Origin of the sequence: Streptomyces sp. NBC_00459 (assembly GCF_036013955.1) — a bacterium.
In the GTDB taxonomy this organism is placed as follows: Bacteria; Actinomycetota; Actinomycetes; order Streptomycetales; family Streptomycetaceae; genus Streptomyces.
The window spans coordinates 6,904,873-6,927,358 of the sequence record NZ_CP107903.1; the positions used below are offsets into that span (position 1 = coordinate 6,904,873).

The window sequence follows — 22,486 nt, forward strand, 5'->3', positions numbered from 1 at the left end:
AGGCATACACAGTCACGCGCTCACGCACTCGGCGAACTCACGCCAGGCTGTCCCGCCAGGCCCGGTGCAGATCCGCGAACCGGCCCGTACCGGCGATGAGTTCCGCCGGGGCGCCGTCCTCGACGACCCGCCCGTGTTCCATCACCAGCACCCGGTCGGCGATCTCGACGGTCGACAGCCGGTGCGCGATCACGACGGCCGTACGGCCCTTCAGGACCGTCGACATCGCGCGCTGCACGGCCCGTTCACCCGGGATGTCGAGCGAACTGGTCGCCTCGTCGAGGATCAGCACCGCCGGATCGGCGAGCAACGCCCGCGCGAACGCGACCAGTTGGCGCTGCCCGGCGGAGATACGGCCGCCTCGCTTGCGTACGTCCGTGTCGTAGCCCTCGGGCAGCGAGGTGATGAAGTCGTGGGCGCCGATCGCCTTGGCCGCACGCTCGATCTCCTCGCGCGGGGCGTCCGGGGCGCCGATGGCGATGTTGTCCGCGACGCTGCCGGAGAACAGGAAGGCCTCCTGCGTCACCATCACGACCCCGCGCCGCAGATCGGCGCCCGACAGGTCGCTCAGGTCGACGCCGTCGAGGAGGACATGGCCCTCGGTGGGGTCGTAGAAGCGGGCCAGCAGCTTGGCCAGGGTGGACTTGCCGGCGCCGGTCGAGCCGACCACCGCGACGGTCTGCCCGGCCGGGAGGGTGAGGTCGAAGCGGGGCAGCACCTCGCCGCCGGTGCGGTAGGCGAACCGGACCTTGTCGAAGACGACCTCGCGACCCGGGTGCTCGGACTCGAGTACCGGAAGCTCGCGCGGGGTCGACGGTTCCGGGACGGACGGCACCTGGGCGAGGAGCCCGGAGATCTTCTCCAGGGAGGCGGTGGCCGACTGGTACGAGTTGAGGAACATACCGAGCCGGTCGATCGGGTCGTACAGCCGGCGCAGGTACAGCACGGCGGCGGCCAGCACACCCAGCTCCAGCGAGCCGTCCGCGACCCGGTGGGCGCCCCACAGCACGATCGCGGCGACAGCGGTGTTGGCGACGACCCGGGAGCCGACGACGTAACGGGCCATCTCCAGGAGCGCGTCGCCGTTCTTCCGCTCGTGGTCCCGGTTGAGGGCCTCGAACTCCACGTCGTTGGCGGCCTCCCGGCGGAACGCGCGCACCGGCCGGATGCCGTTCATCGTCTCGACGAACTTGACGATCACGGCGGCGATCGCGGTGGACCGCAGCGCGTACACCCGGCCGGCCCGGCGCCGGTAGACGCGGACGAGGACGTAGAGCGGCACGAAGGAGGCGATGGCGAGCGCGCCGAGGCTCAGATCCAGCCAGAGCAGGACGGCCGAGATGTAGGCGAAGGACAGGGCGATGGTGACGAGTTCCTGGAGCCCGTCGTTCAGCAGCTCGCGCAGCGACTCGACGTCCGCCGTGGAGCGCGAGATCAGCCGGCCCGAGGTGTAGCGCTCATGGAAGTCGAGGCTCAGCGCCTGCGCGTGCCGGAAGATGCGCCCGCGCAGATCGAGCAGCGCGTCCTGGCTGACCCGGGCGGCGGCGGAGACGAACCAGTACTGCAGCGCGCCCGAGGCCAGCGCGCAGAGCAGATAGCCGATGCCGACGGCGACGAGCGGCCCGTTGTCGTGGTCGCGGAAGGCCGGTACGGCACGGTCGATCGCGTACGCGACGAGCAGCGGGCCCGCCTGGACGGCCGCCTGCTGGAGCAGCAGGAGCACGGCGGTGAGGGCGACGCGGCCCTTCATCGGGGCGAGAAGGGACCGGAGCAGTCCGGCGGTGGCGCCCTTGGGGGTGGGCAGGTCGTCCTTGTCGAAGGGGTCGTCGGCGGTGGGGGACCGGGGAGCGGCGGTGGCAGCCTCGGTGTCCGGCCCGGCAGCCGGGCCGGCGGCCGGACCCGGGGGCTGTTCGTCGTCGGGGGTCGGCGCGGTGGTCGTGGGCGCCGTCATCGGGCCGCCTCCTCGAAACTGTCGGTGCCGTGGGGGGTTTCGCCGCGGTCGCTCTCCTCGTCCGCGCCGGCCATCAGCCAGGCGTACTCGGCGTTCGTCCGCAGGAGTTCGTGATGCGTGCCCACGGCGGCGATCCGGCCGCCGGAGACAAGGGCGACGCGGTCGGCGAGCAGGACCGTGGACGGTCGGTGCGCCACGATCAGGGCCGTGGTGTCGGCGAGGACCCGGCGCAGCGCGGCCTCGACGGCTGCCTCCGTGTGCACGTCCAGCGCGGACAACGGGTCGTCGAGGACGAGGAACCGGGGCTTGCCCACGACCGCCCTGGCCAGCGCGAGCCGCTGCCGCTGGCCGCCGGACAGGCTGAGACCCTGCTCGCCGACCTGGGTGTCCGTGCCCTGCGGAAGCGAGTGCACGAATTCGGCCTGCGCCACGGAGAGCGCGTGGCGCAACTCGGCCTCGCCCGCGGAGTCCTCGGCCCCCATGAGGACGTTGGCGCCGACGCTCGCCGAGAAGAGGGTGGGTTCCTCGAAGGCGACGGCGACCAGGGAACGCAGTTCCTCCCTGGGCAGGGTGGTGATGTCGCGCCCGTCGAGGGTGATGCGCCCCGAGGTCACCTCGTGCAGCCGGGGGACGAGCGCCGTGAGCGTGGTCTTGCCGCTGCCGGTCGTACCGACGAGGGCCATGGACTCGCCGGGCCGGATGTGGAGGTCGACGCGGTCGAGGACGGGAGGGGAGTCGGCGGGGGCGTCGGGATACCGGAAGGAGACACCGTGGAAGCGGAGGCCCCGGTCGGCGTCGGAGACAACGGCGGGACCGGGACAGGAACCGGAGTTGGTGGAACCGGCGCCGTGAGCGACCTCCCCCACGCCCTCCGGATCCTCGTCCATCACCTCGAAGTACCGTTCCGTGGCGGTGGCCGCGTCCTGGCTCATCGCGAGCAGGAAGCCGATGGAGTCGACGGGCCAGCGCAGGGCGAGGGCCGTGGACAGGAAGGCGACCAGCGTGCCGGCCGACAGATCGCCGTCGGCCACCTGCACGGTCCCCAGCACGAGCGCCGCCCCGATCGCCAGCTCGGGCAGCGTGACGATCACCGCCCAGATCGCCGACAGCAGCCGGGCCTTGTGCAGCTCGGTCCCGCGCAACGTCCGCGACAGCTCACGGAACGCCCGTGCCTGGCTCCGGTGCCGCCCGAACCCCTTGATGATCCGGATGCCGAGCACGCTCTCCTCGACGACCGTCGTCAGGTCGCCCACCTGGTCCTGTGCGCGCCGGGCCACGAGGTGGTAGCGCCGCTCGAAGACGATGCACACCACCAGGACGGGGATGGCGGGTCCCAGGATCACCAGCCCGAGCGACCAGTCCTGGATCAGCATGATGATCACGCCGACCAGGATCGTCACCGCGTTGACGAACAGGAACGTCAACGGGAAGGCGAGGAACATCCGCAGCAGCATCAGGTCCGACGTCGCCCGGGACAGCAACTGCCCGGACGGCCACCGGTCGTGGAAGGCGACCGGCAGCCGCTGGAGCCGCCGGTACAGGCTCGCCCGCATCGCCGCCTCGACGCCGGCCAGCGGCCGGGCCACCAGCCACCGCCGCAGCCCGAACAGCAGCGCCTCCCCGACCCCGAGCAGCAGCAGCCACAGCGCCCCGAACCACACACCCCGGGAGTCACGGTCGGCGATCGGCCCGTCCACCATCCACTTGAGGACGAGCGGGATCACCAGCCCCATGCACGACGCGAGGACGGCTATGAAGGCTGCGGTGAACAGCCGTACCCGCACCGGCCGCACATAGGGCCACAGACGCAGCAGAGTGCGTACGGCGGAGCGGCCGGTGTGGACCTCGGGGTCCTTTGCGGTTGTACGTGTCGTGGACATCGATCCGAGCCTACGGACCACCACTGACAGTGCCTACCGAGTTTTGACCCGAACTCGGTCGGTCGCAGGTCCTACGACCTGCGTGTTCGAGAAGTCGTACGGGCGCATCAACCGATCGGCTGATGCCGGTCCGAGCGCGTCGGCCGATGCGCCGCCCCTTCCCGTACCGCGACGCTGGTCGCATGTCCGTCATCGAAGTGAACGAACTGCGCAAGTCCTACGGTGGCCGTCGTGTCGTGGACGGTGTCTCCTTCGCCGTCGAGGAGGGCGAGATCTTCGGCATCCTCGGCCCGAACGGCGCCGGCAAGACCACCACCGTCGAATGCGTCGAGGGCCTGCGCGTGCCCGACGGCGGCCGGGTCCGGGTCACCGGCCTCGACCCGGTCACCGACCACGAGGCCACCAGCCGGGTCCTCGGCGCCCAGCTCCAGCAGAGCGAACTGCAGGCCAAACTGACCGTCCGCGAGGCCCTGGAGCTGTACGCCGCCTTCTACCCACGTCCGGCCGACTGGCGCCCACTGGCCGAGCGACTGGGCCTGGCAGACCGTCTCGACGCCAGGTTCGGCAAGCTCTCCGGTGGCCAGAAACAGCGCCTGTTCATCGCGCTCGCACTCATCGGCAACCCCCGGGTCGTCGTCCTCGACGAACTGACCACGGGCCTCGACCCGCGCGCCCGCCGGGACACCTGGCAGCTCATCGAGGACGTACGGGCGGGTGGGGTCACCGTTCTCCTCGTGACGCACTTCATGGAGGAGGCGCAACGGCTCTGCGACCGGATCGCCGTGATCGACAAAGGGCGGCTGGCCGCCCTGGACACCCCGGCCGGCCTGATCCGCCGCTCGGCGGGCGCCACGGTGATCAGTTTCACGCCGTCCGTCCCGCTGGCCGAGGAAGCCCTGAACGCGCTTCCGGCGCTCGCGTCGGTCGACCACAGGGACGGCCGCGTCACCCTCTCCGGCACGGACGAGACCGTCAACGCGGTCATCACCCTCCTCGCCCGCAGCCATGTCACCGCCCACCAGCTCCGCGTCACCGACGCCACCTTGGACGACGCGTTCCTCGACCTCACGAAGGAGGAAGCGGCATGAGCGCCATGAGTACATCAGTCGTCGACAGCGCCGTACTGCGGACCGAGATCCGGCTACTGCGCCGCGAGCCCGGTGCCCTCTTCTGGATCCTGCTGTTCCCGACCCTCCTCCTGGTGATCCTCGGCTCGATCCCCTCCTTCGGCGACCACGAAGCCGACCTGGGCGGCCTGCGGACGATCGACGTGTACGTGCCGGTGGCCGTGCTGCTCGGCCCGATCGTCGGCGGGCTCCAGGCCATGCCGCAGACCCTCACCGGCTACCGCGAGCGCGGCATCCTGCGCCGGATGTCCGCCACCCCGGTCCGCCCGGCCGCCCTGCTCTCCGCGCAGATGCTGGTGTACGGCGGTGCGGCCCTGGCCTCGTCGCTGCTCGCCCTCGCGGTCGGACGCCTCGCCTTCGACGTACGACTGCCACGCCAGCCCTTCGGCTACGCCCTGGCCCTCGTCCTGACGGTCCTGGTCGCCCTCGCGCTCGGCGCGGTGGTCTCCGCGCTGTCCCGGACGACGAAGATCGCGGGCGCGATCGGCTCGGCCGTGTTCTTCCCGGCGATGTTCTGCGCGGGCCTGTGGGCGCCGGTGCAGACCATGCCGCACGTGCTGGCCAGGATCGTCGGCTGGACCCCGTTCGGTGCGGCGGCCGAGGCGCTGAACCGGGCTGCGGCGGGGGACTGGCCCGGCTGGGACCACCTGGGCGTGCTGGTTGCCTGGACGTCGCTGCTGACGGCGGGCGCCACGCGCTTGTTCCGGTGGGAGTAGGCGGAGGGGAGGGAGCGGAGGGAGCGGAGGGAGTGGGGGACGGCCTGCGGCCCGTGCAGACTGGGGACATGACCGCGGTGGACACAGGGACCGACCGGCGCATGGAGCACCTGCACATCTGGGGGCCGTACGGGCTGCTCGGTGTCAGCGCGGTCCTCGCGGTGGTCTCCGCCGACCTGATCGACGGCCCCGTCGAGTGGCAGGCCGCCGGGGCTTTGGTCGGCGCCGCGCTCGCGCTCCAGCTCTGGTGGCACGGCACCCGCTCCCGGCGGGCGAACCGCGGCCGTACCCCGTCCCGGGCGGGGACGGCGTACTACATCGTCCGCTGGGCGATCGCGTTCCTGCTCACCTGGATCAACCCGTTCTTCGCGTTCTACGCCGCCACCGGCTACATGGACGCCGACGAACTGATCCCGGGTATGTGGCGGCGGCTCGGACTGTTCGCCAGCGCGGTCACCGTGGCCGCGGCGCAGGCCGGTGGGCTGTTGTTCGAGAGCGGGGTCCAGTGGGCCGCGTTCGCCGCGCTGCTGGTCGTCAACTTCGGTCTGCAGGCGCTGGTCGCCCACGCCACCGAACAGGAGGAGCAGCGCTCCCGCGACCGGGCCGCCACCATCACCGAACTCGAACAGACCAACACGGCGTTGCAGCAGGCCCTCGACGAGAACGCCGCCCTGCACGCCCAACTCCTCCACCAGGCAAGGGAAGCGGGCGTCGCGGACGAACGACGCCGGCTGGCCGCCGAGATCCACGACACCATCGCCCAGGGCCTGACCGGGATCATCGCCCAGCTCCAGGTCGTGACCAACACCCCGGACCGGACCCTGGCGCGCGAACACGTGGACCGTGCCATGAAACTGGCCCGCCACAGTCTCGGCGAGGCCCGCCGCTCCGTGCAGAACCTGGCCCCCGTGGCCCTGGAGAGCGACGACCTGCCGGAAGCCCTGAAGAAGACGGTCGCGGACTGGGCCGAACGGACCGGCGTACGCGCCGAGTTCACGGTGACGGGCCCGGCGGAACAGCTCCACGCGGAACTCGCGGCGACCCTTCTGCGCATCGCCCAGGAAGCTCTGTCGAACGCCTCCCGCCACGCCCGGGCGTCAAGGGCCGGCGTCACCCTGACGTTCCTCGGCGACGAGGTGATCCTCGACATCCGCGACGACGGCGAGGGCTTCGACCCGCTCGCCGTCCGCGAACGCACCGGCACCGGCGGCTTCGGCCTCGACGGCATGCGAGCCCGCGCCGAACGCGTCGCGGGCACGCTCACCGTGGAGTCCGAACCGGGTCACGGCACGGCGGTCTCGGCACGCGTACCGTTGGTCCCCCATGACCACTGACGCACCCATCACCCTCCTCATCGTCGACGACCATCCCGTCGTACGGGACGGTCTGCGCGGCATGTTCGAGTCGGTGCCGGACTTCACGGTGCTGGCCGAGGCGTCGAACGGCGTGGAGGCGGTAGGACTGGCCGCCACGCTCGACCCCGACGTCATTCTGATGGACCTGCGGATGCCGGGCGGCGGCGGAGTCGACGCGATCGCCGAACTGGCCCGCCGCCGGTCCAGGGCCCGCGTCCTCGTCCTGACGACGTACGACACGGACTCCGACACCCTTCCCGCGATCGAGGCCGGCGCGACGGGCTACCTCCTGAAGGACGCCCCGAGGGACGAACTCTTCACGGCGGTACGGGCGGCGGCCCAGGGCCGCACGGTCCTCTCCCCGGCGGTGGCCTCCCGTCTGGTCTCCGCGGTCCGCACCCCGGGCAACGAGCCCCTCTCGGCCCGCGAACGCGAGGTGCTGGCCCTGGTCGCCAAAGGCACGTCGAACCGGGAGATCGCCCGTGTCCTGTTCATCAGCGAGGCCACGGTGAAGACCCATCTGACCCACCTGTACACCAAGTTGGGCGTCAAGGACCGTGCGGCGGCGGTGGCGACGGCGTACGAGAGAGGCATCCTCGGCCCGGCCGGCCCCTGACCCGGATCAGGGGCCGGACCCGGACAGGCCCTAACTCGGGTACGGCAGAAGTCCGTTCGCGATCGTCTCCCACGAGGCCTTGAGCTCGGCGAGCAACTCCGGCTCGTCGGGCGCCAGATCGGCCTGCTCGCGCTGGTCGGCGGCCAGGTTGTAGAGGTGGTCGGCCTTGGCGGCGTCCTGGTAGTACTTCCAGTCGCCGCGCCGGAGCGCCCGGTTGGCCCGCACCCGCCAGAACAGGTCCCGCTCGGGCAGCTCCTGGCCCCGCACCAGGTACCCGGCGAGACTCGTCCCGTCCAGCGGGTAGGCGGGGTCGGGCCGTGCGCCGCCCAGTTCCAGGAAGGTCGCCGTCCAGTCGGGGGAGAAGTTCGGCTCATGGCTGACCTGGTGCCCGTCGATTCCGGCGGGCCAGCGCACGATGGTCGGTACCCGGATGCCACCCTCCTGGAGCACGAACTTCTCACCGCTCAGCGGCCACAGGTACGACCAGCGCTCCCCGCCGTTGTCGCTGGCGAAGTACACCAGCGTGTTCTCCTCCTGCCCCGACCGGCGCAGGGCGGCGAGCACCTCACCGACGGCCGAGTCCAGGCTCTGCACCATCTGCGTGTACTTCTCGACGGAGCCGCCGTCGTAGTGGTTGAGGGCCTTGCTGACGTCGGCCTGGCTCTTCGCGGCCCGGATCTTCGCCGCGATCTCGGCACCGGTGGCCTCGTCGTCCTCGGCGAGCCAGGGCCAGTGCGGAGTGGTGAAGTTGAGGTTGAGCAGCCAGGGCCTGTCACGGTGATCCCGGCCGACGTACTCGACGGCCCGTTCGGTCAGGACCTCCGTGTAGTAGCGCAGGTCCTTGTAGGTCGCGTCGCCTTCGTACAGGTCGTAGTCGCCGAGCTGCCCCAGCTTGGAGAAGTACTCCAGCACACCCCCGTGATTGCCGAAGAACTCGTCCCACCCCGACTTGGTGGGGCTGTAGTCGGGCAGCCAGCCGCAGTGCCACTTGCCGATGAGCGCGGTGGCGTAGCCGGCCTTCTTCAACAGGGAGGCGAGCGTGGGGTGGTTGGGGTCGAGGCCCTGCGTCCTGTTCGCGATGGGCTCGGCGAGCCCGCCCGGCGTACGGCCCGGATAGCGCCCGGTGTACAGGCTGAACCGCGTCGGCGAGCAGGTGGCGGACCCCGAGTACGCGTCGGTGAACCGCACGCCCTGCCGGGCCAGCCGGTCCAGGTGAGGTGTCTTGATGTGCGGGGCGCCGTAGGAGGACAGGTCGGCCCAGCCGAGGTCGTCGCCGAGGATGACGAGGAGGTTGGGACGGCGTCTGCCGTGCTTTCCGGCGGTACGGGCCTGGAACGGGCGCTCGGCGGGGGCGGCAGCGGCGGCGGTCGTACCGGCGGCACCGACAGCGGTGACGGCACCGCCACCGACCAGACCACCGAACGTACGGCGGGATATTTCGGGCATGCGGGAGTTCCTTGGGGCAGAGGGGGCCCACGACGAGGACACCCAAGGGAAGAGGAGAAAGGAAAGAAGGAAGGAGGAAACGAGGTGAGGGTGGGGAGACCGTGGGCTCAGCGACAGATGGCGCTGGACTGCCGGCACAGGTCGACATGGCGCCGTTCCACCAGCGCGACGTGCGCGCGGCGGTGATCGGCGGAAGTCCTCATGGTCAAGGACGGTGCCAGGGGGACGGCGGGGGCGTCAAGAAGGTGTCCACGGAGCGGAACCCACGCCGAATTCGCGCGACAGGACGACCAGGACTCTGGAACCGTACGGGACCGGCAACGTCTTCCTGTTCTGGATTGGTGATCGATGAGCTTCACGCTGGACGGCCCCGTTCTTGAGGGCTCGCTGGTCCGACTGGAACCACTGGAGCACCGTCATGCGCGGGACCTCGCCGTCGCCGCGGAGGAGGACCGCGCCTCGTACCGGTTCACCTGGGTGCCGAGGGCGCCGGAGGTCGGCGGGTACATCGACGCCCAGCTCGCCCGCGCCGCCGCGGGGCAGCTGGCTCCGTACGCACAGGTGGACCGGGAATCGGGGCGCGCGGTCGGAGCCACGGCCTACTGGGAGCCGCGGCTGTGGCCGGAGGGCGAAGCCCTGTGCGCGATCGAGGTCGGCTTCACCTGGCTCGCGGCATCCGCCCAGGGCACCGGGCTGAACACCGAGGCCAAGTACCTGCTGTTCCGGCACGCGTTCGAGAACTGGGACGTGGCACGCGTCGACCTGAAGACGGACGCGCGCAACGGCCGTTCACGAGCCGCGATCGAGAGGGCGGGCGCCCGCTTCGAGGGCGTGCTGCGCAACTGGTCCCGCTCCTGGGTACCGGGCGAGGACGGCCGCCTCCGCGACTCCGCGATCTTCTCCATCACCGCGGAGGAGTGGCCGGACTGCCGGGCGGGCCTCGAACGGCGCCTCACGCGGGCGACATCGGGGCCGACCCTCACCTGACCACCCGCAGCAGCAGAACAGCCCGCCCCGGCACCCCGATCTCGTCCCCCGCCCGACAGCCCACCCCCGGCGCCTCGCCCTGCTCCTCCCTCGACGTGTCGACGACCACCTCGTACCGCTGTGCCCAAGGGGCCCCCGGCAGCGCGAAGTTCGTCGGGCGGTCGCCCGTGTGGAGGATCACGAGGAAGCTGTCGTCGGTGATCGGCACGCCCCGGGCGTCGCGGCCCGGGATGTCGCTGCCGGAGAGATACATGCCCAGCGTCTCCGTCGGCGCGTACCAGTCCCCTTCCGTCATCTCCGAGCCCCGGGCGGTGAACCAGGCAAGGTCCCGCAGCCCGTCCGCCGAATGCGCCCGGCCGGAGAAGAACGCCCGCCGGCGCAGTACCGGATGGCGGTGCCGCAACTCGATGAGGCGGGCGGTCAGTTCGGTCAGCGCTCGCCAGCCCGGGTCGTCCAGCAGGCTCCAGTCCACCCAGCTGATCTCGTTGTCCTGGCAGTACGCGTTGTTGTTGCCCCCCTGCGTACGCCCCAGCTCGTCGCCCGCGACCAGCATCGGAACGCCCGTCGACAGCAGCAGGGTTGTCAGCAGGTTCCTCAACTGGCGGCGCCGCAGGGCCAGTACGTGCTCGTCGTCCGTCTCGCCCTCCGTGCCGCAGTTCCAGGCGCGGTTGTCGTTCGTGCCGTCCCGGTTCCCCTCCCCGTTGGCCTCGTTGTGCTTGCGCTCGTACGACACCATGTCCCGCAGTGTGAAACCGTCGTGCGCCGTGACGAAGTTGACCGAGGCGTAGGGCCTGCGACCGCCCCACGCGTACAGGTCGCTCGACCCCGACAGGCGGTAGCCGAGATCCCGCACGTCCGGTAGCGCGCCCCGCCAGAAGTCTCGTACCGCGTCGCGATAGCGGTCGTTCCACTCCGTCCACAGCGGGGGGAACGCACCCACCTGGTAGCCCCCGGAGCCGACGTCCCACGGCTCCGCTATCAGCTTCACCCTGCGCAGTACGGGGTCCTGGGCGATCACCGCCAGGAAGGGGGAGAGCATGTCGACGTCGTGCATCGAGCGGGCCAGGGCCGCCGCCAGGTCGAAGCGGAAGCCGTCCACCCCCATCTCCGTCACCCAGTACCGCAACGAGTCCGTGATCAGGCGCAGTACGTGCGGCTGGACCACGTGGAGCGTGTTCCCGCAGCCCGTGTAGTCCGCGTAGCGGCGCGCGTCGCTCTGCAGCCGGTAGTAACCCCTGTTGTCCATGCCCCGCAGCGACAGCGTCGGGCCGTGCTCGTCCGCCTCCGCCGTGTGGTTGTAGACCACGTCGAGGATGACCTCGATGCCCGCCGCGTGCAGTGCGCGCACCATGCGCTTGAACTCGCCGACCTGCTGGCCCGCCGTACCCGTCGCCGCGTATCCGGCGTGCGGGGCGAAGTAGCCGATCGAGTTGTAGCCCCAGTAGTTCTTCATGCCCCGGCGCAGCAGGTGGTCCTCGTGCGCGAACTGGTGCACCGGCAGCAGTTCCACCGCCGTCACGCCCAGCTTGGTCAGGTGTTCTATCGCCGCCGGGTGCGCGAGGCCCGCGTACGTGCCCCGCAGTTCCTCCGGTATGTCCGGGTGCAGCTTGGTGAAGCCCTTGACGTGGACCTCGTAGATCACCGAGTCCGCCCAGGGGGTCTTCGGGCGGCGGTCGTCCGCCCACTCGTCGTCGGGGGCGTCGTCGTGGACGACGACTCCCTTCGGGACGAACGGCGCCGAGTCGCGGTCGTCGCGCACGGTGTCCGCGATCTGCTGCTGGGGCCAGTCGCGGACATGCCCGTACACCTCGGGCGGCAGCTCGAAATCGCCGTCCACGGCGCGCGCGTACGGGTCGAGAAGCAGCTTCGCCGGGTTCCAGCGGGCGCCGGTCCATGGATCCCAGCGGCCGTGCACGCGGTAGCCGTACCGCTGGCCCGGCATGATCCCGGGCACGAAGCCGTGCCAGATCTCGTGCGTCAGTTCGGTGAGGGGGACGCGGGTCTCGACCTCTCCGCCGCCCCCGTCGCCTCCCTCCACCTCTCCGAACAGGCACAGCTCCACGGCCTCCGCCCCGCCCGCCCACAGCGCGAAGTTGGTGCCCGACACCCCGTCCGGGCCCGTGCGGAAACGTGCGCCCAGGGGCATCGGAGTCCCCGGCCACACGGGCACGGCGGGCAGCGCGGCGCGTGCCGCGCCGTTCGGCGCGCTGTCGGTGCCGGTTCGGGTACCGGTGTCGAGTTCGGTGTCGGGCAACACGGCTTCAGGGCGCCTTTCCTCGACGGCACGCTGTTTCGCGACCGCCTTCTGCTCGGCTGCGCTGGACACGACTCCGCCTCCCGCGACTCGTGGAACGAGTAAAACGAAGCGAGCACAGCTTGAACAAGTGTGCGGCGTCCCGGCCGCGGCGCCCTGTTGGGTTGTTCTTCGCGTCGTTTCTCCCCCCTGTTCTGCCCAGCGCGCGGCTCGCACTCACGTTTCCCCAGGGCGGGCCGCGTCGTTGGGTGCGGTGTGAGGCACGTACAAGGGCGCGCTGGGCGCGCGAGGGCCGGGCTGGTCGCCGTCATGGCATGGGCAGGACTGCTGGCCGGAGTCGCCGGCTGCACTTCGGAGGGGGTGGGCGGGGCTGACTCGGTGTTCGGGAAACCCCGGGCGCCGATGGACGTGATCCGCGTCTCACCCGACGACGGCAGCCGTTCCGTGCGCCCCGACAGTCCCCTTCTCGTACGGGTGCCCGGTGGGCGCCTGGAGTCGGTGAAGGTCGTCAGGGCCCAGGACGCGCAGGATTCGGAGGTGCCGGGGCGGATCTCCGAGGACGGGCTGTCCTGGCGGCCCGACGAAGCGCGGCTCGCGCTGGCCGCCAGATACACGGTCGACGTCGTGGCGCTCGACGCCCACGGACGCCGCTCGGCCCGCCACACGACCTTCACCACCTACGTGCCCGACGAGCGGTTCATCGGATACGTCACCCCGGAGAACCGCGCCACCGTCGGCACCGGAATGATCGTGTCCCTGGAGTTCAACCGCGGGATCAGGAACCGGGCGGCCGTCGAACGCGCCGTCCATGTCACCGCGGAGCCCGCCGTCGACATCCGGCCGCACTGGTTCGGCGACGAGCGCCTCGACTTCAGGCCCGAGGAGTACTGGGCGCCGGGCACCAGGGTCACCGTCGATCTGGCGCTGCGGGACGTCGAGGGCGCGCCGGGGGTGTACGGGATCCAGCGCAAGACGTTCTCCTTCACCGTCGGCCGCAGCCAGGTCTCGCTTGTCGACGCCGCCGCGCACACCATGGAGGTGCGGCGCGACGGCGACCTGCTCACCACGGTGCCGATCACGGCGGGGTCGCCGAAGAACACGACGTACAACGGGAAAATGGTGGTCATGGAGATGCTGGAGCTGACCCGGATGAACGGTGCCACGGTCGGCTTCAGGAAGAAGGACGGCAAGGGCGAGTACGACATCCCGGACGTGCCGCACGCGATGCGGCTGACCACCTCCGGCACCTTCCTGCACGGCAACTACTGGGGCGGCGACGCCTTCGGCAACACCAACGTCAGTCACGGCTGCGTCGGGCTGCGGGATGTGAAGGGCGGCAGTTCGGACAGTCCGGCGGGCTGGTTCTTCGACCGGAGCCTGATCGGGGACGTCATCGAGGTCGTCCACAGCAAGGACAAGAAGGTCGCCCCCGACAACGGGCTCGGCGGGTGGAACATGGGCTGGAAGGAGTGGACGGCGGGCGGTGCCGCGAAGTAGTGGCGAATTCGGCGGCGCAACGGTCATCGGAGCGACGTGAACGGTCGGGTCCGACAATCTGATGATGTTGGGACGGAATGGTGACCTTACGGGGCCGCCGGGCGGCGTGACCTTGTGCTTAATATGCGCCCGGGTGCGCGGGACGCGCCGTGGATGAGGGCCTGAGTCAGGCCACGGGGAGGGGAGAGGGAGCTTGAACGCGCGACCGATATCGGGGGCTTCGGCGGCGGCACGGCGGGGCGGGGTACGGGCAGGCGGGACACGGGGGAGCAGAGGGCCACTGGCGCTGCTCGCCGGTGTTCTGCTCGTCGCCGTCACCGCGTGCGGTGGGGGCGGGGGCTCGGACTCCGGGTCCGACGACGCCAAGCCGAAGGGCAAGGACTCCACCACCGCACAGACCCAGCAGTCGCAGGCGGTCGTCACCATCGCGCCCAAGGACGGCGCGAAGTCCGTGAACACCAGTGGCGCGCTCACCGTCAGCGCCGCCAAGGGCAAACTGACCGAGGTCAAGGTCGAGGACTCCAAGGGCAAGGCGGTCGAGGGCACGCTGACCGCCGGCGACACCAAGTGGGCGCCCGCGACGCATCTCGCGGCGTCGACCACGTACAAGGTGCACGTGGTGGCGAAGGACACCGAGGGGCGTACGGCGGCGGAGGAGTCCTCCTTCACCACCCTCACCCCGAAGAACACGTTCGTCGGTACGTTCACGCCCGAGGACGGTTCGAAGGTCGGCGTGGGCATGCCGTTCTCGGTCCGTTTCACCCGGGGCATCACGCACCCCGAGGACGTCGAGAAGGCCATCACGGTCAAGACCGAGCCGGCCGTCGACGTCGAGGGTCACTGGTTCGGCAACGACCGCCTCGACTTCCGCCCGGAGAAGTACTGGGCGTCGGGTACGAAGGTCACGGTCACCCTCGCTCTCGACGGCGTCGAGGGACGGCCCGGCGTCTACGGCAAGCAGGCCAAGCAGGTCTCCTTCACCATCGGCCGCAGCCAGGTCTCCACGGTCGACGTCAAGACCAAGAAGATGGTCGTCCGACGGGACGGCAAGGTCATCAAGACCATCCCCGTCACCACCGGCGCGCCGGGCTACGAGACCTGGAACGGCCAGATGGTCATCACCGAGCGCCTCGAAGTGACCCGGATGAACGGCGAGACGGTCGGCTACGGCGGCGAGTACGACATCAAGGACGTCCCGCACGCCCAGCGTCTGACCACCTCCGGCACCTTCATCCACGGCAACTACTGGGGCGGCGACGCCTTCGGCAACTACAACGCCAGCCACGGCTGCATCGGCCTGCGGGACGTGCGCGGCGGCTACGACAGCGGAGTGGCCGCGGCCTGGTTCTTCAACCGGTCGATGATCGGCGACGTGGTGATCGTGAAGAACTCCAACGACCGGATCGTCGATGCGGACAACGGGCTCAACGCCTGGAACATGTCCTGGGAGAAGTGGAAGGCGTAGCCCTTCCTCTCCTTCGCCACGACGTTCGACGGGCCCGGTGCGACCGACAGCACCGGGCCCGTTGTCGTCGGCCCCCGTGCTGTGACCGACGGCACCGGTCCTGTTCCCGTTAGCCCCCGTTAACCTGCGTACATGACTGTGCATCTCGAAGTCGCCGAAGGCGTCGGCACGATCCGGCTGGACCGGCCGCCCATGAACGCGTTGGACGTCGCCACCCAGGACCGCCTCAAGGAACTCGCGGAGGAGGCCACCCGCCGAGCGGACGTACGGGCGGTCGTCGTGTACGGCGGGGAGAAGGTGTTCGCGGCCGGCGCGGACATCAAGGAGATGCAGGCCATGGACCACGCGGCGATGGTCGCCCGGGCCAGGGACCTGCAGGACTCCTTCAGTGCCGTCGCCCGTATCCCCAAGCCCGTCGTCGCCGCGGTGACCGGCTACGCGCTCGGCGGCGGCTGCGAGTTGGCGCTCTGTGCGGACTACCGCATCGCCGGAGACAATGCGAAACTCGGTCAGCCGGAGATCCTGCTGGGAGTGATCCCCGGTGCGGGCGGTACGCAGCGACTCTCCCGGCTGATCGGCCCGTCCAGGGCCAAGGACCTGATCTTCACCGGACGAATGGTCAAGGCCGACGAAGCGCTGTCACTCGGCCTGGTGGACCGCGTGGTACCGGCCGCGGACGTGTACACCGAGGCGCACGCGTGGGCGGCGAAGCTCGCGCAGGGACCGGCGATCGCACTGCGCGCGGCGAAGGAGTCGATCGACGCGGGTCTGGAGACGGACCTGGAGACCGGGCTGGCGATCGAGCGGAACTGGTTCGCGGGCCTGTTCGCGACGGAGGACCGGGAGATCGGGATGCGGAGCTTCGTGAAGGAGGGTCCCGGCAAGGCGAAGTTCCTCTGACTCGCGCCGAGTTCCACCGGAATTCGTGGAGTTCCGTCGATTTCCGTCGAACAAAGTACTTGCAGTTGACGCGATGTCTTATCCGGGTCCCTCGATCGGGCGGTTTATGGGAGCCTTAAGCCAACCTTAAGTCTGTCTTGTCGAGGGGGCCTGTCGCTTGCCCGAAAGTGAGCTTCCGTCGCAGGTCGGAGGGTCTTTGGGGGCCGATGGAATGCCATCGGCATATGCCGAACAGTCTATTCGGAATGACGCGTTCCGGGGGGCGTATTCCTGCGGAACGGCACCCGGGGACGGCTCGGGCGGCCATGATGGGGGCATGGCGGGGCTGGAAGGCATGGAACAGCCGCGGGGACACGGCCGTGCGACCGCGGCGCGGTGGTCGCCTGCGGTGGAGGACGAACGAGCGCTCAAGGCGCTCGAGTTGTTCGGAAACCCGACGGAGGCCGAGGTTCCGCTGCCGTCCCGCCCCGAGTCCGCCGCGACCGCGCGCCGCCTCGCCCAGGTCGTCGTGCTCCGCCAGTGGGGGCTGAGCCCCAAGATGACGGAGGACGCGGTACTGCTCGTCTCCGAACTGGTCGGCAACGCGGTGCGTCACACCGGCGCGAGAGTGTTCGGCCTGCGGATGCGCCGACGCCGCGGATGGATCCGGGTGGAGGTCCGGGACCCCTCGCGAGGGCTGCCGTGTCTGATGCCGGTCCAGGAGATGGACATCAGCGGGCGGGGGCTGATGCTCGTCGACAAGCTCTCCGACCGGTGGGGCGTCGACCTGTTGCCGCGCGGGAAGACGACGTGGTTCGAGATGCGGGTCGCCGACCGGTAGGGCGCGCGAGCAGACGCGGGACGAGTGCCGCGACCGTGCGGCGGCGGCTCATGAGCTGCTGCGGGTCGCCTCGGTGCGGGACTCCGTCGACCGCGAGGGCCTGACCGTATGGGCGGGCCGCCGATCGGGCTAATCGCCTGCTTTCCGGACCAACTCCCCTTAAATGGTGCGGGTGACCACGACCGACCGTCGGGCGGTGCTGCGCGCGGGCGCCGGAATCGCTGCCTCGGGGGTGCTGACCACCGGGTGCGCGACCGGTACCGCCCCCGGCGGCGCCGCCGCTCACCCCGCCGATCCCTCCTCCCGCGCACCGGCCTCCCGTACCCCCGCCCCCGCTCCCGAACTCCTTCTCCGCCACCCCGCCCAGATCCCCCACGGCCCCCGCGACCGCCCCATGGTCGCCCTCACCTTCCACGGCGACGGCGACCCCGCCACCGCGAACGCGCTGCTCTCCGCTGCCGAGAAACACGGCTCCCGTGTCACCGTGTTCGCCGTCGGGACCTGGCTCGACGCCCATCCCGGCCTCGCCCGCCGCATCCTCGACGGCGGTCATGAACTCGGCAACCACACCCTGCGCCACCTCGACATCAACGCCATGCCGGAGGCGGACGCCGACGCCGAGATCCGGGGGTGCGCCGAGCGGCTGAAGGCGCTCACCGGGTCCATCGGCACCTGGTTCAGGCCCTCGCGGGCCGCCCGCGCCTCCCCGCTCGTCGAACGGCTCGCCCGGCGGGCCGGCTACCCGCACGTCCTGTCGTACGACGTCGACTCCCTCGACTTCACCTCGCCGGGCGGCCCCGCCGTCGTACGCAACGTCATGGCCGACCTCCGCGCCGGATCGATCGTGAGCCTGCACTTCGGTTACGCGGACACGGTCGCCGCGCTCCCCGGCCTCCTTCACGAACTCGACCGCCGCGGCCTGCGCGCGGTGACCACCACGGAGTTGCTGACCTGATGCCCCCCACCCCCACCGCCGCCGTCATCGCCCGCGCCCTCGTCACGGGGGCCGCTCTCACCGTCCTCGCCGGACTCGCCGGCTGCGGCACCGAGGCCCGCGACCAGCCGGACCGGACCCTGGCCACGGTCAAGCCCGCCCGGCCCGCCGTCCCCGCCGAGCCCGTGGTCCGGGGACTGCCCGGGATGCCGCCCGTCCTCCACCCGCGTGATGTGTACGCCGCCGACCGACCGGGCAGGCTCTCGCCGGTCGTCCGGGACTTCCCGTCCCGGGTCTACGTGCCCAACACCGAGTCCGACACCGTCTCCGTCATCGACCCCAAGACGTACGAGATCGTCGAGACGATCCACGTCGGGCGCCAGCCCCAACACGTCGTGCCCTCCTGGGACCTGAAGACCCTCTGGGTCAACAACAACCGCGGTCACACCCTCACGCCCATCGACCCGAGGACCGGGAGGGCGGGCGAACCGGTCGACGTCCACGACCCGTACAACCTCTACTTCACGCCCAACGGCAGATACGCCGTCGTCATGGCCTCCCTCGACCGCGAGCTCGTCTTCCGCGACCCGCACACCATGAAGATCGCCAAGACCGTGCCCGTCAGCTGCTACGGCGTCAACCACGCCGACTTCTCCCTCGACGGCCGGTACTTCATCGTGTCCTGCGAGTTCAGCGGCGAGCTGCTGAAGGTCGACACGGAGAAGATGGAGGTCGTGGCGCAGCAGAAACTGCCGTACGAGGGCGCGATGCCGCAGGACGTCAAGATCTCGCCGGACGGGAAGCGGTTCTACGTCGCCGACATGATGGCCGACGGCATGTGGGTCCTGGACGGCGACAAGTTCACCCGGCCCACCCTTCTGCCCACCGGCAAGGGCACCCACGGGCTGTACGTCAGCCGCGACTCCCGCGAGATGTACGTCTCCAACCGGGGTGAGGGCACCGTCTCCGTCTTCGACTTCGAGAAGGGCGAGGTCACGAAGAAGTGGCGGCTGCCCGACGGCGGCAGCCCCGACATGGGAGGCGTCTCCGCCGACGGCAAGGTCCTCTGGCTGTCCGGGCGTTACGACGACGAGGTGTACGCCATCGACACCCGGACCGGGAAGCAGCTCGCCCGAATCCAGGTGGGCAGCGGCCCGCACGGTCTCGCCGTCTACCCGCAGCCGGGCCGCTATTCACTCGGCCACACGGGCATCTTCCGCTGATCCGGGACGAGTTGTGTGACACGCCGCCGATCGAGTGACGATCCCCGGTCCGTCGCCGCAGACCCGACATGGTGCCCCCATGATCACAACTCGCCTGCGGCGGCGGACCGCTGCCGTCGCCTTCTCCCTGGCCGCCGTCTTCGCGACCTCGGCCGCCACGGTCCCTGCTGCCGCCCCGAAGGCCGTGACGAAAGCCCCCGCCTGCCCCCAGTTCGACGACCCGATCAAGGCCGCCGTCGACCGTCGCGTCGACGTCGACCGCATCACGCCCGAACCGGTCTGGCGCAAGACCTGCGGCACCCTCTACCGCAGCGACGGCCGCGGCCCGGAGATCGTCTTCGCGGAGGGACTCAAGCCCAAGGACGTCATCAACGGGCAGTACGACATCGAGAAGTACGTCCTGGTCAACCAGCCCTCCCCGTACGTCTCCACGACGTACGACCACGATCTGTACAAGACCTGGTGGAAGTCGGGCTACAACTACTACATCGACGCCCCGGGCGGCGTGGACGTGAACAGGACCATCGGCGACACCCACAAATGGGCCGACCAGGTCGAGGTCGCCTTCCCCGGCGGTATCGACCGGAAGTACATCATCGGCGTCTGCCCGGTGAACAAGACCACCAAGGTCGAGATCATGAGCGGCTGCGAGAGCAACCCCCACTTCGAGGCCTGGCACTGAGAGCGCCCTGCCACTACCTCTCCCGGCGTCCTCGCCGGGCGAGCAGCAACGCCTCCCCGCCCACCGGCACGAACCCCGCCGCCTGGAACGCCCGCACACTGCGGGCGTTCCCGGGAGCCATCTGCGCCCACACCGGCTCCCCACCGCTCAGCTGCCGCGCGGCAGACGCCAGCGCCCGCCCCAGCCCCCGGTGCCGTACCGCCTCCGTCACCTCCACCGCGGCCTCCAGCCGGCCCGCGACGCCGCGCCCGAGGATGAGCACCCCGCCGTCGGCCGCCCACACCCGGACGTCGTCACGGTGCCTGTGGGCCCGGGCGATCCGGTGATGCCCCGGGTCGTCGGTCTCCGTCAGCGTCAGTGGCGGGTCCCCCTGGAGAGGGGAGGCGACCGCGAGGAGGTCGATCGTCTCGTTCGAACGGCCCGTACGGTCCATGAGGGCGGCCAGGAAACGCGGGTTCATCGGCGCGGAGAGCGCGTCGCTGTCGACGCCGGCCAGGGTCCGGCGTACCCACTCCGGGTCCTCGTCGGTGAAGACGACCGCGTGCGCGGTGAAGGCGAGGACCCCGGCGTCGCGGTGGGAGGCCTGGGGCACGATCGTCGTACGGCCGTCGGGAGGCGGGAAGACGCCCCGCGCCACGGAGTCGAGAATGTCCTTCAGCGTTTCCCCCACAGCGCCCCTCCCGGCCTCTTGAGTCTCCACCCACTGGAAGGCCCAGACTCACGAACATGATCGACGACGGCACCGGACATCTCACCATCGGCGAACTGGCCCGGGCCACCGGACTGACCGTACGGACCATCCGCTACTGGTCCGACGAGGGCGCCCTGCCGCCCGTGACCAGGTCGTCCGGCGGCTACCGGCTGTACGACGCCGGCTCCGTGGCCCGCCTCGAACTGATCCGCACCCTGCGCGAACTGGGCCTCGGCCTGGACCACGTACGCGCGGTGCTGGCCGGGGAGACGACGGTCGCGGAGGTCGCCGCCGCGCATGTGGCGGCGCTGGACGCGCAGATCCGGACGCTGAAGGTGACCCGTGCGGTGCTGTCGTCCGTGGCGAGACGCGGTTCGACCGCGGAGGAGATGACGCTGATGAACAAGTTGGCGCGGCTGTCGGCCGCCGAACGCAAGCGGATCATGGAGGAGTTCGTCGAGGAGCTGTTCCACGGGCTCGACTCCGTCGACCCGGCGATCCGGGACCGGATGCGTTCCATCGCGGTGGACCTGCCGGAGGACCCGACCGCCGAGCAGGTGGACGCCTGGGTGCAACTGGCGGAGCTGATCCAGGACCCGGAGTTCCGGGCGCAGATGCGGCAGGTGATGGAGTTCAACGCGGCCGACCAGGGCCGCGGTGCCCCCGCCGGGCGATCCACGTGGTTTCCCATGCGTCTGGTCCAGTTGGCGGCGGAGGCCCGTGAGCGGGGCATCGCCCCCGAGGCGCCGGAGGCGGAGGCGATCCTGCGGGAGGTGCTGGGGGACGGCGACCCCGCCGTCGTGCTCGAACGCATCGAGTCGGCTTCCAACGAACGGCTCGCCCGGTACCGGGAGTTGCTGGTCAAGGTGAAGGGCGCGGAGCCCGCCGCCGCGCACCGCGAGGAGTTCGCGTGGGTGGTCGCGGCGCTGCGTGCGCGCTCGGCCAGCTAATCTGACCTCGTCAGCAGTACGTACATGAAGGGGCGGGTCCCGGTGGCGGACATCGAGGAAGCACGCAAGCAGTTCGAGCGGATCGACACGAACGGTGACGGTTTCATCACGGCCGCCGAGTTCAAGTCCGCCCTGGCGCAGGAGGGCGACTGGAACGTCACCGAGTCCGTGGCCGAGGTCATCATCGCCTCCCGCGACCTCGACGGTGACAAGCTCCTGTCGTTCGACGAGTTCTGGACGTACCTGAACAAGTAGCGCGAAGCGGTACGAAGCAGTACGTGTGGGGCGCCCGCCGGATCGTCGGCGGGCGCCCTCTCACGTTTCCCTCCGCCTCGCGGGTACGGCCCTGTCGCCCGTCAGTCGAAGGCCGCCCACTCCTGCAGTGCCTTCTTGGTCGCGAAGTCGCCGACGTTCGTGTCGACCGGGTCGTCGGTGTACTGGTGGAAACGCCACGGCGCCTGGATTCGGGGCTCGCCGGCCGTCACGTAGTCGGCTATCCACAGTCCGTCGCCCGCGTAGGAGGTCGTGTCGACGTTCAGCCAGTAGTTCCTGTTGCAGTAGAGGACGACCCGGTTGTCCGGCCGCAGCTCCTTCAGCCTGCGGATGAAGGTGTCCTTCTCGGCGTTCGAGGCGTGGGTGCCGTCGCCCGTCGTCTCCCAGTCGACGGCGAGGATGTCGGCGCCCGCCCGGTCCGAGGCCTTGCTGAGGAAGTACTCGGCCTGGGCGGCGAGGTTGCCGGGCCAGAGGAAGTGGTAGAAGCCGACCACGCAGCCGGCGTCGCGGGCCCGCTCCGTCTGCGCCGCGAGCTTGGGATTGACGTACGAACGGCCCTCCGTCGCCTTGATGAAGACGAACGAGAGGCCGTCCGTGTCATAGGTGGAGGACTGGTACGCGCTCACGTCTATGCCGCGCAGCATGGGGTGCTCCCTGAAGTGCCGGTGGGGGGACAGGAGTTGCTGGCTCTCCACCTTTGCACAAGTGATTCCGCGGCA

General features: G+C 70.4%; 21 protein-coding genes. 14 read left to right on the forward strand and 7 right to left on the reverse strand.

The window, feature by feature from the left end:
* Positions 1–37: 37 nt before the first annotated feature.
* Positions 38–1,951, reverse strand: a complete 1,914-nt coding sequence (locus OHN74_RS30660) for an ABC transporter ATP-binding protein (RefSeq protein WP_327697806.1) — start codon at positions 1,949–1,951, stop codon at positions 38–40.
* Positions 1,948–3,831 (reverse strand): ABC transporter ATP-binding protein, encoded by a 1,884-nt coding sequence (locus OHN74_RS30665; RefSeq protein ID WP_327697807.1) that lies wholly within the window; start codon positions 3,829–3,831, stop codon positions 1,948–1,950. The genes OHN74_RS30660 and OHN74_RS30665 overlap by 4 nt, the downstream gene beginning before the upstream one ends.
* A gap of 182 nt (positions 3,832–4,013) precedes the next feature.
* Here OHN74_RS30665 and OHN74_RS30670 point away from each other — a divergent pair, with 182 nt between their 5' ends.
* The 4 genes from OHN74_RS30670 (at position 4,014) to OHN74_RS30685 (ending at position 7,645) form a co-directional block, all read left to right on the forward strand.
* Positions 4,014–4,919 (forward strand): ABC transporter ATP-binding protein, encoded by a 906-nt coding sequence (locus OHN74_RS30670; RefSeq protein WP_327697808.1) that lies wholly within the window; start codon positions 4,014–4,016, stop codon positions 4,917–4,919.
* A 5-nt stretch (positions 4,920–4,924) separates the two neighbouring features.
* Positions 4,925–5,674: an ABC transporter permease gene (locus tag OHN74_RS30675; protein ID WP_327700340.1), complete on the forward strand. Its 750-nt coding sequence runs from the start codon at positions 4,925–4,927 to the stop codon at positions 5,672–5,674.
* Between the two features lie 68 nt (positions 5,675–5,742).
* Entirely contained in the window at positions 5,743–7,008 is a 1,266-nt protein-coding gene (locus OHN74_RS30680; protein WP_327697809.1) for a sensor histidine kinase, read from the forward strand.
* The gene (locus OHN74_RS30685) at positions 6,998–7,645 is read left to right on the forward strand and encodes a response regulator transcription factor (protein WP_327697810.1); all 648 of its coding nucleotides are present in this window, start codon (positions 6,998–7,000) and stop codon (positions 7,643–7,645) included. The genes OHN74_RS30680 and OHN74_RS30685 overlap by 11 nt, the downstream gene beginning before the upstream one ends.
* A gap of 30 nt (positions 7,646–7,675) precedes the next feature.
* On the opposite strand, the gene OHN74_RS30690 is transcribed toward OHN74_RS30685, so the two are convergent.
* The gene (locus OHN74_RS30690) at positions 7,676–9,091 is read right to left on the reverse strand and encodes a sulfatase family protein (RefSeq protein ID WP_327697811.1); all 1,416 of its coding nucleotides are present in this window, start codon (positions 9,089–9,091) and stop codon (positions 7,676–7,678) included.
* Positions 9,092–9,198: 107 nt separating this feature from the next.
* Entirely contained in the window at positions 9,199–9,294 is a 96-nt protein-coding gene (locus OHN74_RS42950; RefSeq protein WP_443060475.1) for a putative leader peptide, read from the reverse strand.
* A gap of 145 nt (positions 9,295–9,439) precedes the next feature.
* Here OHN74_RS42950 and OHN74_RS30695 point away from each other — a divergent pair, with 145 nt between their 5' ends.
* Positions 9,440–10,078 carry a GNAT family N-acetyltransferase gene (locus tag OHN74_RS30695; RefSeq protein ID WP_327697812.1) on the forward strand — a complete coding sequence of 213 codons (639 nt, stop codon included), beginning with the start codon at positions 9,440–9,442 and terminating at the stop codon, positions 10,076–10,078.
* Here OHN74_RS30695 and glgX read toward each other — a convergent pair.
* On the reverse strand, positions 10,071–12,404 hold the full coding sequence (gene glgX / locus OHN74_RS30700; protein ID WP_327697813.1) for a glycogen debranching protein GlgX: 2,334 nt from the start codon (positions 12,402–12,404) through the stop codon (positions 10,071–10,073). The genes OHN74_RS30695 and glgX overlap by 8 nt on opposite strands.
* Positions 12,405–12,641: 237 nt before the next feature.
* Here glgX and OHN74_RS30705 point away from each other — a divergent pair, with 237 nt between their 5' ends.
* From OHN74_RS30705 to OHN74_RS30735, 7 genes are all read left to right on the forward strand, one after another.
* A complete protein-coding gene (locus OHN74_RS30705) occupies positions 12,642–13,829 on the forward strand; it encodes a L,D-transpeptidase (RefSeq protein ID WP_327697814.1) in 1,188 nt (395 codons plus the stop codon).
* Positions 13,830–14,022: 193 nt separating this feature from the next.
* On the forward strand, positions 14,023–15,294 hold the full coding sequence (locus OHN74_RS30710; protein WP_327697815.1) for a L,D-transpeptidase: 1,272 nt from the start codon (positions 14,023–14,025) through the stop codon (positions 15,292–15,294).
* Between the two features lie 132 nt (positions 15,295–15,426).
* Positions 15,427–16,194, forward strand: coding sequence for an enoyl-CoA hydratase/isomerase family protein (locus OHN74_RS30715; protein WP_327697816.1), 768 nt, complete (start codon positions 15,427–15,429; stop codon positions 16,192–16,194).
* Positions 16,195–16,510: 316 nt separating this feature from the next.
* Complete coding sequence (locus tag OHN74_RS30720; protein ID WP_327697817.1) at positions 16,511–17,014, forward strand: ATP-binding protein; 504 nt, start codon at positions 16,511–16,513, stop codon at positions 17,012–17,014.
* Positions 17,015–17,177: 163 nt separating this feature from the next.
* Entirely contained in the window at positions 17,178–17,969 is a 792-nt protein-coding gene (locus OHN74_RS30725) for a polysaccharide deacetylase family protein (protein WP_327697818.1), read from the forward strand.
* The gene (locus tag OHN74_RS30730) at positions 17,969–19,171 is read left to right on the forward strand and encodes a YncE family protein (protein ID WP_327697819.1); all 1,203 of its coding nucleotides are present in this window, start codon (positions 17,969–17,971) and stop codon (positions 19,169–19,171) included. Before OHN74_RS30725 ends, OHN74_RS30730 begins: the two co-directional genes overlap by 1 nt.
* 79 nt (positions 19,172–19,250) lie before the next feature.
* Positions 19,251–19,853 carry an ADP-ribosyltransferase gene (locus OHN74_RS30735; protein ID WP_327697820.1) on the forward strand — a complete coding sequence of 201 codons (603 nt, stop codon included), beginning with the start codon at positions 19,251–19,253 and terminating at the stop codon, positions 19,851–19,853.
* A gap of 13 nt (positions 19,854–19,866) precedes the next feature.
* Here OHN74_RS30735 and OHN74_RS30740 read toward each other — a convergent pair whose 3' ends face one another.
* Complete coding sequence (locus tag OHN74_RS30740) at positions 19,867–20,523, reverse strand: GNAT family N-acetyltransferase (RefSeq protein ID WP_327697821.1); 657 nt, start codon at positions 20,521–20,523, stop codon at positions 19,867–19,869.
* Between the two features lie 56 nt (positions 20,524–20,579).
* Between OHN74_RS30740 and OHN74_RS30745 the strand changes: the two genes are divergently transcribed.
* Both OHN74_RS30745 and OHN74_RS30750 read left to right on the forward strand, forming a co-directional pair.
* Positions 20,580–21,494: a helix-turn-helix domain-containing protein gene (locus OHN74_RS30745; RefSeq protein ID WP_327697822.1), complete on the forward strand. Its 915-nt coding sequence runs from the start codon at positions 20,580–20,582 to the stop codon at positions 21,492–21,494.
* 42 nt (positions 21,495–21,536) lie between these two features.
* Positions 21,537–21,749: an EF-hand domain-containing protein gene (locus OHN74_RS30750; protein ID WP_235479883.1), complete on the forward strand. Its 213-nt coding sequence runs from the start codon at positions 21,537–21,539 to the stop codon at positions 21,747–21,749.
* A 101-nt stretch (positions 21,750–21,850) separates the two neighbouring features.
* Here the strand turns inward: OHN74_RS30750 and OHN74_RS30755 are convergent, their stop codons facing one another.
* Positions 21,851–22,411 (reverse strand): glycoside hydrolase family 25 protein, encoded by a 561-nt coding sequence (locus tag OHN74_RS30755; RefSeq protein ID WP_327697824.1) that lies wholly within the window; start codon positions 22,409–22,411, stop codon positions 21,851–21,853.
* Between the last annotated feature and the right edge of the window lie 75 nt (positions 22,412–22,486).